Origin of the sequence: Microtetraspora sp. NBRC 13810 (assembly GCF_030268685.1) — a bacterium.
In the GTDB taxonomy this organism is placed as follows: Bacteria; Actinomycetota; Actinomycetes; order Streptosporangiales; family Streptosporangiaceae; genus BSRQ01.
The window spans coordinates 202,782-216,750 of record NZ_BSRQ01000011.1 but is presented as its reverse complement, the minus strand read 5'-3'; the positions used below and the strand labels follow the sequence as shown (position 1 = coordinate 216,750).

General features: G+C 73.1%; 13 protein-coding genes. 3 read left to right on the top strand and 10 right to left on the bottom strand.

All coding sequences use genetic code 11. The features are described 5' to 3' along the window. Window positions 1-501 precede the first annotated feature (501 nt). Window positions 502-930 (bottom strand): ATP-binding protein, encoded by a 429-nt coding sequence (locus tag QSK26_RS22960; RefSeq protein WP_285777290.1) that lies wholly within the window; start codon window positions 928-930, stop codon window positions 502-504. 458 nt (window positions 931-1,388) lie between these two features. Between QSK26_RS22960 and QSK26_RS22955 the strand changes: the two genes are divergently transcribed. Continuing rightward, window positions 1,389-2,249, top strand: a complete 861-nt coding sequence (locus tag QSK26_RS22955; RefSeq protein ID WP_285777289.1) for a helix-turn-helix domain-containing protein — start codon at window positions 1,389-1,391, stop codon at window positions 2,247-2,249. 13 nt (window positions 2,250-2,262) lie between these two features. Continuing rightward, window positions 2,263-2,469, top strand: a complete 207-nt coding sequence (locus QSK26_RS22950; protein WP_285777288.1) for a DUF397 domain-containing protein — start codon at window positions 2,263-2,265, stop codon at window positions 2,467-2,469. Window positions 2,470-2,741: 272 nt separating this feature from the next. Here the strand turns inward: QSK26_RS22950 and QSK26_RS22945 are convergent, their stop codons facing one another. The 6 genes from QSK26_RS22945 to QSK26_RS22920 all read right to left on the bottom strand — a co-directional run bounded on the left by QSK26_RS22945 (window position 2,742) and on the right by QSK26_RS22920 (window position 6,261). Further along, on the bottom strand, window positions 2,742-2,912 hold the full coding sequence (locus tag QSK26_RS22945) for a hypothetical protein (protein ID WP_502888733.1): 171 nt from the start codon (window positions 2,910-2,912) through the stop codon (window positions 2,742-2,744). After that, entirely contained in the window at window positions 2,909-3,364 is a 456-nt protein-coding gene (locus tag QSK26_RS22940; RefSeq protein ID WP_285777287.1) for a lasso peptide biosynthesis B2 protein, read from the bottom strand. Before QSK26_RS22940 ends, QSK26_RS22945 begins: the two co-directional genes overlap by 4 nt. Beyond that, on the bottom strand, window positions 3,361-3,786 hold the full coding sequence (locus QSK26_RS22935) for a lasso peptide biosynthesis PqqD family chaperone (RefSeq protein ID WP_285777286.1): 426 nt from the start codon (window positions 3,784-3,786) through the stop codon (window positions 3,361-3,363). Before QSK26_RS22935 ends, QSK26_RS22940 begins: the two co-directional genes overlap by 4 nt. Before the next feature lie 68 nt (window positions 3,787-3,854). Further along, on the bottom strand, window positions 3,855-5,672 hold the full coding sequence (locus tag QSK26_RS22930) for an asparagine synthase-related protein (protein ID WP_285777285.1): 1,818 nt from the start codon (window positions 5,670-5,672) through the stop codon (window positions 3,855-3,857). 14 nt (window positions 5,673-5,686) lie between these two features. Beyond that, on the bottom strand, window positions 5,687-5,833 hold the full coding sequence (locus QSK26_RS22925) for a lasso RiPP family leader peptide-containing protein (protein ID WP_285777284.1): 147 nt from the start codon (window positions 5,831-5,833) through the stop codon (window positions 5,687-5,689). A gap of 230 nt (window positions 5,834-6,063) precedes the next feature. After that, window positions 6,064-6,261 (bottom strand): hypothetical protein, encoded by a 198-nt coding sequence (locus tag QSK26_RS22920; protein ID WP_285777283.1) that lies wholly within the window; start codon window positions 6,259-6,261, stop codon window positions 6,064-6,066. A 183-nt stretch (window positions 6,262-6,444) separates the two neighbouring features. Between QSK26_RS22920 and QSK26_RS22915 the strand changes: the two genes are divergently transcribed. Further along, window positions 6,445-8,151, top strand: a complete 1,707-nt coding sequence (locus QSK26_RS22915; RefSeq protein ID WP_285777282.1) for an AMP-binding protein — start codon at window positions 6,445-6,447, stop codon at window positions 8,149-8,151. A gap of 13 nt (window positions 8,152-8,164) precedes the next feature. Here QSK26_RS22915 and QSK26_RS22910 read toward each other — a convergent pair whose 3' ends face one another. The 3 genes from QSK26_RS22910 to QSK26_RS22900 all read right to left on the bottom strand — a co-directional run bounded on the left by QSK26_RS22910 (window position 8,165) and on the right by QSK26_RS22900 (window position 13,958). Beyond that, window positions 8,165-9,715: an OmpA family protein gene (locus QSK26_RS22910; RefSeq protein ID WP_285777355.1), complete on the bottom strand. Its 1,551-nt coding sequence runs from the start codon at window positions 9,713-9,715 to the stop codon at window positions 8,165-8,167. A 165-nt stretch (window positions 9,716-9,880) separates the two neighbouring features. After that, a complete protein-coding gene (locus tag QSK26_RS22905) occupies window positions 9,881-10,210 on the bottom strand; it encodes a DMT family transporter (protein WP_285777281.1) in 330 nt (109 codons plus the stop codon). Between the two features lie 55 nt (window positions 10,211-10,265). Beyond that, window positions 10,266-13,958, bottom strand: coding sequence for an AfsR/SARP family transcriptional regulator (locus QSK26_RS22900; protein WP_285777280.1), 3,693 nt, complete (start codon window positions 13,956-13,958; stop codon window positions 10,266-10,268). Window positions 13,959-13,969: the final 11 nt, after the last annotated feature.

Sequence of the window (13,969 nt, the reverse complement as noted above, 5' to 3'; positions counted from 1 at the left end):
GGATGGGATAGATGCTCAGCGCCTCACGGTGGACGCTGTGGTCCCCATGACCACGAGAGTGCGAAGGAGAAAGCACGCTCCGGACAGCAGTTCCGGCACGCCTCGTAGCCATGGGGGTATTGCCTGGCGGGTCGCCCGTCAGCCCAGCGGGGCACGGCATACCGAGCCCATGAAGATCGCCCGGTCAGCCCGCCAGAATTTCTAGGGGGAGAAGAGCAGGTCACCTACCGACACGCACCAGCCAGCAACTTGTCCCACATCTCCCGCGCCTCGTGGAGCCTCCAACGGTCCGACTCGACCCAGTTCGCGGAGTCCCACCGGCGAATGAACAGCAGCCCCCCGGACGAGCACAGCTCATACACGGGGTGATGGCAGGGGCACGTCCACTCCACCACCCGCACGCGGTCCGAGCGTTCAGTGACCACCTGCCACCGAAGCTGGTCCGCGTCCTGACGTGGCGTGGCCGGATGCGCCCACCCGAACACTCCGCTCCCCGCCCCGTCACGTGTCGCAGACCTTGTCCGCTACCGGGATCAACGCCCACACCGCACGCCGACCACCGTCGGTGTCCGTCACCCCCCAGGCACGGCACACCGAGTTCACCAGCCACAGCCCACGCCCCGAGACATCAAGAAGATCATGATTGGGCTCGCGGGGCATAGGCACCGTCGCACCGCCATCGTCGATCACAGTGATACGAGTCATTTCAGGACCCTGATAGCCGATCACTACCGTGACCAGCCCGCCCGTAGACCCTGATTGGCTGTGCTTGACCGCATTCCCTACTAGCTCACTCACGGTCAGCAGCGCGTCATCCAGCATCACGCACCCCGCCGTGCCCAGCACCAGCCGGACCCAGTGACGTGCTAACGGCACGGCATCTCCGACCCCGGGCACCGTCATACTCATGGGGAGCGTCGTCGCCGTCACCGGTTCGTCTCCCGCCGTACACGGCGTAGAGCAGCCTGCCGAACCAGCCGTGCGGCGTACTGCTCAGACGCGTCTACCCACTGGTTGCGGCCACGGCCCCAAACCAACTCCCACACATCGCCACGAGGCCGAGCCACCACCCGCATGGAACTCCCGGCAACAGGCACCCGGACCCAGGGCTCATCTGTGGGAGCCATCTCTACGGACACGGCCACACCCAGGCCGCGAAGCTCCCAGGCCAGTCGCACCAGCACCAGGAACCGTGTGCGCTCCGTATCTAAGACTGCGCCTTCGTGCTGCATCATCACCGTCCCTAGTGATGGTCACGGACCTTGCGTTACGTCCCGAACTAAGATGCTCAGTACCAGCACGCACTGTGCATCCCAGTTTTTTGCAGGGCTGCACCGTGTAGCGTTCACGGTAGTGGCATGCATGGTTGATGGGAAGGGGTATGCAAAATGTCCGGCCAGAACCCCGTACGACGACGGCAGCTCATCTCCGAACTCAAGCGTCTCCGGGAGGCGTCGGGCCTTACGCAGGAAGAGGTTGCGAACCATCTCGACTGGCACCACACCAAGGTGTTCCGCATCGAGACCGGACGCACTGCGCCTCACCCCACCGACGTCCGCGTGATGTGTGAGCTGTACGGACTCAAGGACACGGACCAGGTCGCAGCCTTACTTCAGTTGGCCAAGGACTCCCGGAAGCGCGGTTGGTGGTACTCGTACCGAGATGTGCTCCCAAGCCGGTACGAGTTCCTGATCGGGCTGGAGCAAGAGGCGGACGCGATACACACGTTTGAACTGGCCGTCGTCCCCGGCTTGCTGCAAACCGAGAACTACGCACGCGCCTTGATCGCTGGAGGTCCGTTAGAGCTTGATCACGACGAAGTCCAGCGCCGACTGGAGGTGCGCATGACTCGTCAGAAGGTTCTCAATGGACCGGACCGCCCGCAGCTTTGGGCGATCCTCGATGAGGCGGTCATTCACCGTGTCATCGGCGGAGCCCAAGTCATGAAGGCCCAGCTTGAGTACCTGATCACTGCCAGTGAGGCAGGTAAGACGACGATCCAAATCGTTCCGTACACCGTGGGGGCGCACCCCGGTACGGCTGGATCGTTCATCGTCCTTGGCTTCTCCGATCCGGGAGAGACGGATGTGGTCTACACCGAGACGATCGGCGGCAGCCTCTCCGTAGACAAGCCCGAAGAGGTGCGCCACTACACGACTGCGTTCGATCACCTCAGAGCCGTGGCACTGAGTCCCGCAGACACGCAAGCTATGCTTATTGCAGCCCAAAAAGCCTTGACCGACAGGTGACAGGAGGTGCTTGATGACTGGATATGACCTGTCGGATGCAGTCTGGAGGAAGAGCCGCCGCTCCCAGCAGAACGGGGCTTGCGTGGAAGTGGCGGACAACCTCCCCGACATCGTCGCCGTCCGTGACAGCAAAGATCCCGAGGGGCCGACCCTGGGCTTCTCTCCCGAGGCGTGGAGGGGCTTCCTCCGAGGGATGAAGGCTGGCGACTTCGATGGCTGAGTACTAGCTGGATGCCCCCGGCGGGGCGCTCCGCTCCGGGATGGCCAGCCCGTCTACATCGGCCAGGGGGCAAGTCGAGCAGGCCGGAACCTCCGGGTCAAGGCCGTCTGTGATCGTTGGCATCCGATGATCGAGGAACGCCGACCGGTCAACGCACACGCGAAGACGGCCTTGACCCTCCGGCCCCTGCCTGCTGCCCCCGAAGTGGCCGAAGCAGACGGGCTGACCAGGTGACCAAGACCGTTATGGGATGGTAACCCGTGCTTTAGAGGTCACACCTTGGCAGTCGGCTTGCCCGCGCCGTTGGGCCCGAGGAAGCCGAAGCATTCGCCCGGCGCGACGGTCAGGTCGATACCGCGTACCGCCCGCACCCCCGCGTACCACTTGACCAGTCCCTCCGCCCGGATCGCCGGCACCGCCGCGTGCCCCCGAACGGCGGTCACCGAGCGGGGTCGCCGACGGGCCCGGCCTCCGGACCGGCCAGCGGACCGGCCACGGTCATGATCGGCCGGAAGTGGCCGGTCGGGTACGGCTCGCCGATCGGCCGCCCGTCCGCCTCGACCCAGGCGTGCGCGCGGAACGGCTGGGTGCGCACGCCGGCGTGCCAGGTGGGCCAGGTCCCGGCCATCCGGCACAGCAGCGCCGTGGCCAGGGAACGCTCCAGGCAGCCCTCGCCCCGGCACCGGGCGCTCACCGACACGACCGCCTCCCGCGCGGCCAGCGCCTGCGCGGCGGTGGCCGGCCCGGCGCCCCTGCGCACCAGGCGCAGCACCCGGCGGATGCGATGCGGTGGCAGCGGCGCGAGCAGCCGCGCCACGCCCACGGCGGGCAGCGCCGCGACCCGGCGGCGCAGCGACGGCCTGCCACCCCCGACCGGCTCCATCGGCCGGCTCACGAGCGCGCCCCTTCCACGGCCGCCCGTCCCGCGACGGACGATTCGGCGGCGGCCGGTTCCGCGGCGGCCCGTTTCGTGATGGACGATCCGGCCGTAGCCGGTTTCGTGCTGGACGGTTCAGCCGGTTTGGTGCGGGACGGTTCAGCCCGCTTCGTGCTGGACGGCGAGCTTACGAGGCGGGCCACCCGCAGCGAGGTCAGCAGGGAGGACACGTCGTCGCGGGCCCGGTCCGGGTCGAGGCCGGGATGGCGGTCGAGGAGCCGGCGGGCGGCCTCCCCGGGGGTGGCGCCGTCGAGAAGCGCGACCAGGACCAGGGCCCCGGTGTCGTTCAGCTGCCAGTATCGGCCGCCGTGTTCGTCGAGCAGCACCATCCCCTCGTCGGTCGGGGTGGCGCTGACACCGTCGCGCAGGGTGAGCGTCATCGTGGCCCTCCGGTAGCCCCTCGGTCGGCTCTGGTATGTCCATCGGCGATGATTGCGTAACGTGAGTGTCATCTGACTTTCGGTGACGCCACCTGGGAGCGCAGCCAGACCTCGCAGGTCAGCGTCTGGATCAGCGGGGCCAGGCCGGTCCCCGCCGGGTGCGGGTCGAGCAGCGCGGCCCGCGCGGCGTCGTCGTCGATCAGGCCCCTGCGGGCCAGCAGCGACGAGTCCAGCAGGCCGAGCAGGTCGTCACGATGCCGGCGCAGCCCGGTGTGGACGTCCACGCCGTACTCGCCCTTCGTTGTGCGGGTCAGCAGCGGCTCGGGCACGATGCCCGCCATCGCCGCCCGCAGCAGCGGTTTGTACCGCCCCTGCGCGCCGCGCTCGTGCGTCCGCACCGACAGCGCCGCCTCCACCACGGCGTCGTCCAGGAACGGCGCGGTGTACGGCAGGCCGGCCCGCGAGGTGGCCTGGTCGATCTGGCGCAGCCCGTTGCCGCCGGTGCGCACGTAGAGCAGCGCCGCGTGCTGCGCGCGCTGCGGGGACAGCGGCTCCGGCGCCGCCGCCAGCGCGTCGACCAGCGCCTCGCGCGCCGCCTCCACCGCCTCCGGCGTGGCCCACGGCGGCATCCGCAGCTCCGGCCCCCACCCGACGGATGCCGCCGTGGCCGGCGGCGGTCCCGCCGCCAGGCGCGCGGCCGAGGAACCCAGCCAGGTGCCGTAGTCGCCGCGGTCGGCCAGGGCGCGCAGCGCCGGCGCCAGCGGGCCGCGCCGCCGTCCGGCCCGGTGGGCGCGCAGCCGGCGGAGCGCGAGCAGCGGATGGCTGCGGACCAGGTCGTGCAGCAGGGCGGGCACCGGCGAGAACAGCTCGTCGCCTCCGCCGCCCATCAGGTGCAGGCGCGAGCCCCTGGCGGTCATCCGCTCCGCCAGGTCGTGCAGCCTGGCCGCGTCGCGCACCCAGCCGCCCGGCTCCTCCAGCGCGGCGTGCGGTCCCGCCATCCCCGCGAAGGACAGCGGGGTGAGCCCGGGATCGGCGGAGAGATGCACCGCCACCGGCAGGGCGGCGGCGGCCCGGCGCGCCCACGTCGTGTCGTCGTTGCTGGGATCGAGCCCCGGCGCGTGGCTGGTGACGAGTTCGGCCCGGCCGCGTGCCGCCAGGAAGCACAGGCTGGTGGAGTCGAGGCCGCCGGACAGGTCGGCGCTGACCGTGCCGCCGCCCGCGGTGCAGGAGGCGACGGCGGCGCCGAGCGCGTCGCGTACGGCCGCCGCGCCCTGGCCGAGCGTCAGCTCGGGGACCGGCGGGGACCACCAGCGGTGCTCGGTGTGCCGCCCGCGGGCGTCCAGGACCAGGCAGTGGTCCGGGGAGACGCTCGACACGCCGCGCCAGACGCTGCGCTGCTCCAGCGCGTACACCGCGCCGGGCGGCAGCAGCCGGGAGGCCAGCACCTCCGGGTCGATCTCCGCGCCGGAGGCGGCGGCGAGGATGTCGGAACGGCTGGCGGCGACGGTGGCGCCGGCGACGCGGGCGTGGAAGACGCGCCGGGTGGCCGAGGCGGTGCCGCGGACCCGGACCCGCCCGCCGACGGACACGACCAGATGGAAACTGCCCGCGAGCCCCGCGACGAGCCGCTCCGCCTGCTCCGCCTCGCGGATGTCGGCCAGCCTCGCCGCCAGGTCGGCGACGGTGATCGGACAGCGCCCGATCACCGCCGCGCGCGCCGCGCCCGCCTCGGCGACGGTGACCTGTCCGGCCGGCCAGCGGCCCGCGAGCCAGGGCCGGCCCGACCCGTGCACGATCACCTCGCCCACGTACGGGCGCAGCGCCCCGGCCGCGGCGAGACCGGCTTCGCTGTCCGGCAGGACGGCGAACCACACCTCACCCGGCATCGTCACCCCGCCCGTCAGCCCTGCGCGTTGAAGAACTGGAACGGCTGGGGCGGCCAGTCGAAGAGGTCACCCGGGGGAAAACCGCGGGTCAGATCGGCGAATCCACCCACCAGGGTGAGCGCCGGTGGCGCGTAGACCGCCTGCTCTGCCGTGAGCTCCATGACACATCTCCTTTCACCGAACCGGTCGGTGGCCACACGTCGTGACCGGGACCTTCGGTGGCTGAGAGTAGTCGATAAATTACCCAGAGTGACAGATGTGGAGGCGCCGTCTTTTCACGGCGCCGACCATGAGGGGTGGGCTCATATCGAGCCGGGAGAGAGTGATGGGCCGGGCTCAGCCGAGCCGGGAGACGGTGGCGGGGTCTTGTCGAGCCTGGAGAGTGGCGGGATCAGTCGAGCCGGGAGAGACCGGCGAGCGACAGGGCCGGCTCGCCGGCGGGCGTCTCCGCCGCCAGGTCACGCAACTGGTCGGCGAAGGCGAGGGCCTGCTCCCGGGTCAGGCGAGGCTCGGCCCCGATGTAGAACACCATGATGTCGCCCAGCGGCGAGCGGGTGGCGGCGAAGGGAAGCGAAGGGGTGATGACCATGATGCTCCCCATTCTCTCCTGCCCCACCGACAATTTCCGCACACGACTCCCAAGCCCTCGCCGGCACCGTGCGATGGTTTCGGGGCCTGTCTGTACTGCTCCTTGGGCCCGGCGCGGTGTGGGGAGCGGTTTCGGGGGTTTCGCGGGGGGCGATGGCGGAAGGGGTGGGGCGGGGGTGGGGTGATGATCGGGGCGCTGGGGTTCGGGGTGGAGGCGTTGCGGACGTTCGCCGGGAACGGGCTGGTGCGGCCGGTGGCGCCGGGGCGGTTCGCGCGGATGGCGTTCGCGCTGGCCCGGCACGGGTTGACGCCGGCGGCGGGGCTCGCCGTCGCCGCGGCCCGCTGGCCGGACCGGCCCGCCGTCATCGACGAGGACGGCACCCTCACCTTCGCCGAGCTGGAACGCCGGGCCACGCGTCTCGCCGCGGCGCTGCACCGGCGGTTCGGGCTCGGGCCGGGTGGGACGCTGGCGATCCTGTGGCGCAACCACCGCGGTTTCGCCGAGGCGATGGCCGCGGGGTCGCTGCTCGGCGCCGACCTCGTGCTGCTGAACACCGGGTTCGCCGGGCCGCAGTTGCGCGGGGTGCTGGCCCGCGAGCGGGCCGACGTCCTGCTGCTGGAAGAGGAGTTCGTGCCCCTGCTGACCCAGGGCGAGGACGGGGCCGCCGGGCAGTGGAGGTCCGGTCTGGGGGAGGCCGCCAGGCGGTGGAGGCCGGGGCTGGCCGTACCCGAGGGCGCGGCAGGAGCCGAGGGCGCGGCGGCGGTCGAAGGTACCGGAAGCCGGGGGGAGGGGCGGTGGGTGTCCCAGGTGGACGCGTTGGTGGCCGAGGGCGGGGCGGCGGTGCCGGGGACGCGGCGGGCGGGGCGGCTGGTGCTGCTGACATCCGGGACGACCGGCACGCCGAAGGGCGCGCCGCGCCGCCTGTCGCTGCCCGCGGTGGCGGTGCCGATCACGTCGATGCTGGCCAGGATGCCGGTGCGGTCGGGCGAGCCGATCCTGATCGCGCCGCCGCTGTTCCACGCCCTGGGCCTGGCCTGGTACGGCATCGCGTTGACGCTCGGCTGTCCCGTCGTGCTGACCCGCCGCTTCGAACCCGTCTCCGTGCTGTCCGCCGTGGAGTCGCAGCGGGTCCGCACCCTCGTGGCGGTGCCCGACATGCTGCGCCGCCTGATGGAGGTGCGCGACCGCTTCGACACCTCCAGCCTGCGCGTGGTGGTCGCGGGCGGCTCGGCGCTGCGTCCCGACGTCGCCGCCGGCTTCGTGGACGCGTTCGGCGACGTGCTCTACGACATCTACGGGTCCACCGAGACCGGCTGGGGCACGCTCGCCACGCCGGCGGACCTGCGCGCCGCCCCCGGCACCGTGGGACGCCCGCCGCGCGGCACCGCCGTGCGAATCCTGGACGAGGACGGGCGCGGGCTGCCCGCCGGGGAGGTGGGCGGGGTGTACGTGGGCGGCGGCCTGCACTTCGCCGGGTACAGCGGCGGCGGCTCGCGGCGGGTCGTGGACGGGCTGATGGCCACCGGCGACCTGGGCCACTTCGACGCCGAGGGCCGGCTGTTCATCGACGGCCGGGAGGACGACATGATCGTTTCCGGTGGGGAGAACGTGTTCCCGCAGGAGGTGGAGGAGACGCTGGCCGCCCACCCCGGCGTGGCCGACGTGGCCGTGGCCGGGGTGCCGGACGACCGCCTCGGGCAGCGGCTGGCCGCCTACGTGGTGCGCGCGCCCGGCGAGGAGGTCACCGAGGACGACCTCAAGGCCCACGTGCGCGCGCACCTCGCCCGGCACAAGGTCCCCCGCTCGATCGAGTTCGTCCCCGAGCTGACCCGTACCCCGACCGGCAAGGTCACCTGGACCGCCTCGCCCGGCGGGCCGGGCACCCCGTAGCGGGCGTGCGGGATCAGGGCACGGGCACCTGGAGCGGGGGATACTGTGCGATCTTGACCTGGACGGTGGAACCGGCTGGCGGGAGGGCGAAGAGGGTCCAGAACCCCTTCGTCTCACCGGGGTCGAACTTGGACGCGGACAGCCGGACGCCCGACAGGTCCGAGCAGGCGCAGTAGGCGTCGGTGTCGTCGCCCGCCGTGACCATGATCCGCCCGGGGAGATACTGCCGCCCGGCGGCTTCGTCCGTCAGCCGTACGTTGCTCGCCGCCTGGTACTTGTACGACAGCCACTCGGCGGATTGGTGCAGCTCGTGGTTCCAGGCGGCCTCGTCGCCGGCGTTGGTGACCGTGTAGGTGAGGACGCCGAGGTCGCCGGGGAGCCGCCGCAGGCCGGTCACCTCCAGCGCGAACGGCTGCCCGTCGTCGTTCGCGCGCGCCGTGAGCCCCTGCCCGGCGGGAGGCGGGCCGGACGACTGCGCGGCCGGGGACTGTACGGAGGGGGCCGGGGCGGGCGGTTCCGGCTTGGCGAAGGTCACGGTGACGCGCCGGTTGCGGCGGCGTCCCTCCTCCTCTTCGTTGCTGTACAGCGGGCGGCGCGAGCCGTACCCCTTGACCGTGAAGCGCACCTCCGACCTGGTGAGCAGCTTGGTCAGGGCGTCGCGCACGGCCTCGGCGCGGCGCAGCGAGAGCGGGTTGTTGATCGCGTCGGTGCCGGAGGAGTCGGCGTGGCCCTCGACGGCGACCGTGCCGGCCGGGGAGTCGTCGATCTGCTTGGCGGTGCGCGCGAGCAGGGACTTCGCCCTGGAGGTCAGCTTGGCCTCGTTCACCGCGAAGAGCACGTCGGAGGAGAGGTTGACGTGCACGTCGGTGCCGTCGTCGGAGGTCTCCTCCGTCCCGTCGAGGGCTTCGGAGGGCGCCAGCAGCGGGTGGCTGATCTCGGTGACCGGCTGCGCGGCCGGGTCGGGGACGATCTGTCCCGGCGGCGGCGTCACCGGGTCGTCGCTGATCGGCACGTCGATCATGGGCGGTGCCGCCGGGGTGACGACGGTGGTGGTCGCCGGGTTCCCCGAAGGGGCGGGCACGACGGCGAAGACGGTGATCGACTCGCCGGCGTCGAGGAAGTGGCCGAGCCCGTCGCGTCGCTCGTCGGTGCACAGGCAGTCGGCGTCCGACGGCTGGTACGGCAGCAGCCACCGGCCCGCCGCCGCGTCCAGCACCCCGATCCCGGACACCCACCGGAACGGGCGCGCCTCGCGCATGTTGTCCCGCAGGTCGGAGACCCAGGAGATGTCCTCGGTGCCGGTGTTGGAGAGCCTGAGCTGGATGACGAGGTACCGTCCGGCGACCCGGTTCAGGCCGACGAGGTCGATCTGGTAGGCGGGGCTGAGCGAGCTGTGCGTGGTGGCCAGGGCGGGCCGGGTGTCGGCGTCCCCGGCCGCGGTCGCGGCGGGCGTCCCGGTCGCGGCCGGTGCCGACGCGGCGGGGGCGGTCGCGGCGGGGGCGGACGACGGCGGCGCGGAACCCGCCTGCCCGACGGGCAATATGCCGCAACCCGCCACCATCATCACCAATACAGCCGTAAAAAGTGTTCGATGCCGCATTCAAGGGATAATGCCGTATTTGCCAGAATGAATGGGGGCTTTCGGATGACCATATGCGACTGGGCGGGCTACCAGGAGGTGGTCGGCGCCCGCGGTTCACCGATCCGCCGGCTGGATTTCCGGCGGACGTCAGCCGTGCGTGGTGGCCCCTGAGGAGACGACGACGACCACGCCGACGACGATCAGGATCATCCCGGCCACGGCGACGAGGTTGAGCCGCTCGCCGTACAGGACGGCGGCGAGCGCGGCGACGCCGGCGGTGCCGATGCCGGACCAGATGGCATAGACGATCCCGACGTTGAGCGTGCGCAGCGCGCCCGCCATCAACGTGAACGAGATCGCGTAGCCGACGATGACGGCCAGCACGGGCAGCGGCCGGAACGAGCCGGCGGTGCCGCGTAACGACAGGGTCGCGAAGATCTCGCTGATGATCGCGCCCGCGAGCATGAGCCAGGCCACGGTCAGTCCGAGGGGGCGGGGGTCGGGTTCACGCCCTTCACTTTACCTTCGGCGGTCACGGCGCCTTCGGGGCGGTGCCGCGCCCCAGGAGGTCCTCGGTGGGAAGCGCGAGTAGGGTGGGGCCACCCGCGCCGCCGGTGGTCGTGGTGGCGAGGAGCGACGCCGGGGTCTCGGGCACGGGGTCGGCCGCCGCGGCCTCGGCGGGGGTGAGGGTGCCGCCTTCGGCGTGGGCGCGGGCGAACGCGGCCTCGGGCAGGGCCGTGCGGATGCGGGCGATGACGCGGTCGACGTCGTCGCGTTCGATGGGCGCGAGGGGGAGGGAGCCCGCCTCGCGGGCCGCCGCGGCGGCGCCGAGCATGCGGGCGGCGTGCTCGTGCCGCCCGGCCAGCGAGACGGCCCCGGCCAGCCCCTCCAGGGCGAACATCAGATCGCGCGGGGCGTCGTTGCGCAGCGCCGCGTCGAACGCCGCCCTGTGCAGGCGATAGGCGGTGGCCGCGTCGCCGCGCAGCTCGGCGGTGAAGCCCAGCTCGATCATGACCATCGGCAGGTGGAGGGGGATCTCGGCGTCCGGGTCCCGCTCAGGGTCCTGCTCGGGGGCTCGGGCAGGGTCCTGCTCGGAGTCGCGCGCAGGGTCTCGGGCAGGGTTCTGCTCGGGGGCTCGCGCGGGGGCGTGTTCCGGCGACAGCAGGTTGTGGAGGTGGGTTTCTGCGGTGGACAGGTCGCCCCGGCGGCGGGCGGCGAAGCCGAGAACGGTCTCGGCGAAGATCAGTCCCGGCTGGTGCCCCTGGTCGGCGGCCAGCCGTACGGCCCGGCCGCCGAGCTCCATCGCGCGTTCGTGCTCACCGGTCTGCAGCGCGAGCCAGCCGAGCCAGCAGAGCCGGCCCGCCACCTCCGTCCAGAGCCCGAGATCCTCGGCCATCCTGAGCCCGTCCCGGTGCAGCCGCTCGGCCCGCTCGTAGTCGCCGGTCATCTCGGCCAGCCCGCCGAGCCATTCGGTGGCCTGGAGCCGGCCCCACCGGTCGCCCAGCTCGGCGAAGAGCGCGTCGGCCCGGGTGCCGTCGCGTTCCAGGCCGGCGAGGTCGCCCCGGAAGTGCGCGATCTTGGCCCGGATGACCAGCGCCGCCGCCTCCCCCCAGCGGTCGCCGAGCGCGACGGCATCGGCCAGCGCCCGGTCGAGCAGGACGGCGGCGCCCGCCATGTCGCCCGAGCTCAGCCACGCCCCGGCCAGGAACCACTCCGCCCGCGCCCGCCCGGCCGGATCCCCCGCGTCGTCGTACAGCCGCAGCGCCGCGTCCCGCCCGGTCACCCACGTGGTCCCGTCGCCGTGCAGCAGCGCGATGCCCGCCCGCCAGGCCAGCGCCCTGGCCCGTACGGCGGGCGGCGCCTCGCCCTCGACGGCCAGCGCGGCGGCCAGGGAGCGCCCGGCCTCGGCCAGCCGGCCGCGCAGGTACCAGTACCACGTGAGGGAGCAGGCCAGCCGCAGCGCCTGCGCGGCGTCCCGGCCGGCCACCGCGCCGTCGAGCGCGGCACGCAGGTTGGCGGCCTCGGCGTCCAGCCGTCGCAGCCATATCCGCTGGTCGTGCCCGTACAGGTACGGCTCGGCCCGCGCGGCCAGCTCGGTGTAGTAGCCGCGGTGGCGCCGCCGTACCGGGTCCAGGTCGCCGGCCTCGTGCATCCGCTCGACGCAGTAGGCCGCCACCGACTCCAGCAGCCGGTAACGCGGTCCTTCGGCCCCGTGCACCACCACGACCAGCGACCGGTCCACCAGCCGGGCCAGCAGGTCCAGCACGTCGGCGGGACGCGGGCCGTCCTGCGCGTCGGCGCAGACGGCCTCCGCGGCTTCCAGGGTGCAGCCGTCGGCGTGTACGGCGAGGCGGCGCAGGACGATCCGCTCCGGGCCGGTGAGCAGCTCCCAGCTCCAGTCGATCATGGCCGTGAGGGTCTGCTGACGTGGCGGCGCGCCGCGGTGACCGGTGACCAGCAGCCGGAACCGGTCGTCCAGCCGGGCCACCAGCCCCTGCACGCCCAGTGCCCTGACCCTGGTCGCGGCCAGCTCCAGGGCCAGCGGGATGCCGTCGAGCCGGCGGCACAGCACCGTCACGGCCTCGGCGGTGTCGGCGTCGAGGGTGAAGCCGCGCGCGGCGGCCGCGGCCCGGTCGGTGAAGAGGCGTACGGCGCTCGACCGTGCCAGCTCGGCGAGGTCGCCGGCCGCGCCGCGGGCGGGTACCTCCAGCGGGGGGACGCTCCACACCACCTCGCCGGGGACGCCCAGCGGCTCGCGGCTGGTCGCCAGCACGCGCAGCCCGGGGGCGGCCCCGAGCAGCCCGGCGGCCAGCTCGGCCACCTGGTCGACCACGTGCTCGCAGTTGTCCAGCACGAGGAGCAGCCGCCGGGCGGCGAGCGCGCGGGCGAGCCGGTCCGCCGGGCCGGCCGGGGAGACGGGATCGCGGAGGTCGAGGGCGGTCATCACGACGTCGACCAGCGAGGCCGTCGACTCCAGCCGGTCGAAGCCGGCCAGTTCCACCAGCCACACCCCGTCGGCGAAGCCGTCCAGCAGCCCGCGTCCGGTCTCCACGGCCAGCCGGGTCTTGCCCACGCCGCCGGGGCCGGTCAGCGTCACCAGCCGGTCGGTCGCCAGCCGGGCGCGCACCTCGGCGATCGCCTCCTGCCGGCCGATCAGCTCCGACAGCGGCGCGGGCAGGTTGGTCGCCGGGCGGGCCTCGGCGAACGCTTCCCGGCCCGTCGCGGCCGCCCCGGGGCCCCCGGCGGGGACGACCTGCCCCGAAGCGGCCGATCCGGACTCCCGGGCGAGGACGGCCCGCCCCGTCGCGGCCGATCCGGGTTCCCGGGCGAGGACGGTCTGGCCCATCGCGGCCGGTCCGGCATCCCAAGCGAGGACGGTCTGGCCCGTGGCGGCCGGTCCGGGCTCCTGGGCGAGGAGGGTCTGGCCCGTGGCGGCCGGTCCGGGGTCCTGGGGCAGGACGGTCCGGTTCGGCGCGGTCAGTTCGGGGTCCTGGGTCAGGATGGCCCGGTGCAGTGCGACCAGTTCGGCTCCGGGGTCGAGGCCGAGCTCCTCGGCGAGCAGGGAGCGCAGCCGCTCGTAGCTGTCCAGCGCCTCGCTCTGCCGTCCGGCGCGGTAGAGGGCCCGCATGTGCGCGGCGCGCAGCCGTTCGCGGAGCGGGTGGGCGGTGAGCAGGTCGGCCAGTTCGCCGCAGAGCGGGCCGTGGTCGCCGAGCGCCAGACGGGCCTCGGCGAGGTCCTCCCAGGCGGTCAGCCGTTGCTCGTCCAGGCGGGCGGTCGCGGCCCGGGTGAACGGCTCGTCGGCGAAGTCGGCGAACGCCGGGCCCCGCCACAGCGCCAGCGCGTCGGTGAGCAGCGCGGCCCTGGTACCCGGGTCGGCGCTCCGCCGCGCCTGTCCGGTGAGCGCGGCGAACCGGCCGGCGTCGACCCCGTCGGCGGGCGCGTGCAGCCGGTACCCCGCCGGGCCGGAGACCACCAGTTTCCTGCCGCCCGGCTCGGCGTCCTCCAGTGCCCTGCGCAGCTGCGACACCTTGGCCGACAGGGTGCCCGCCGGGTTGCCGGGCAGGTCGTCGCCCCACAGGTCGTCGATGAGCAGGCCGGCGGGCACCGCCCGGCCCTCGTGCAGCAGCAGGTCGGCCAGCAGGGCGCGGACCTTCACGCCGGGAACCGTGACGGGGTCGCCGCCGGTCGTCCACACCGAGACAGGACCCAGCACCCCAAAAAGCATGAGCGTCACGA

What these genes read in the sequence shown, in the direction of transcription:
- QSK26_RS22955 (WP_285777289.1), top strand. Translation starts at nt 1,389, where the DNA reads ATGTCCGGCCAGAACCCCGTACGACGACGGCAGCTCATCTCCGAACTC.
- QSK26_RS22950 (WP_285777288.1), top strand. Translation starts at nt 2,263, where the DNA reads ATGACTGGATATGACCTGTCGGATGCAGTCTGGAGGAAGAGCCGCCGC.
- QSK26_RS22935 (WP_285777286.1), bottom strand. Translation starts at nt 3,786, where the DNA reads ATGACGCTCACCCTGCGCGACGGTGTCAGCGCCACCCCGACCGACGAG.
- QSK26_RS22930 (WP_285777285.1), bottom strand. Translation starts at nt 5,672, where the DNA reads ATGCCGGGTGAGGTGTGGTTCGCCGTCCTGCCGGACAGCGAAGCCGGT.
- QSK26_RS22925 (WP_285777284.1), bottom strand. Translation starts at nt 5,833, where the DNA reads ATGGAGCTCACGGCAGAGCAGGCGGTCTACGCGCCACCGGCGCTCACC.
- QSK26_RS22920 (WP_285777283.1), bottom strand. Translation starts at nt 6,261, where the DNA reads ATGGTCATCACCCCTTCGCTTCCCTTCGCCGCCACCCGCTCGCCGCTG.
- QSK26_RS22915 (WP_285777282.1), top strand. Translation starts at nt 6,445, where the DNA reads ATGATCGGGGCGCTGGGGTTCGGGGTGGAGGCGTTGCGGACGTTCGCC.
- QSK26_RS22910 (WP_285777355.1), bottom strand. Translation starts at nt 9,715, where the DNA reads ATGATGGTGGCGGGTTGCGGCATATTGCCCGTCGGGCAGGCGGGTTCC.
- QSK26_RS22900 (WP_285777280.1), bottom strand. Translation starts at nt 13,958, where the DNA reads ATGCTTTTTGGGGTGCTGGGTCCTGTCTCGGTGTGGACGACCGGCGGC.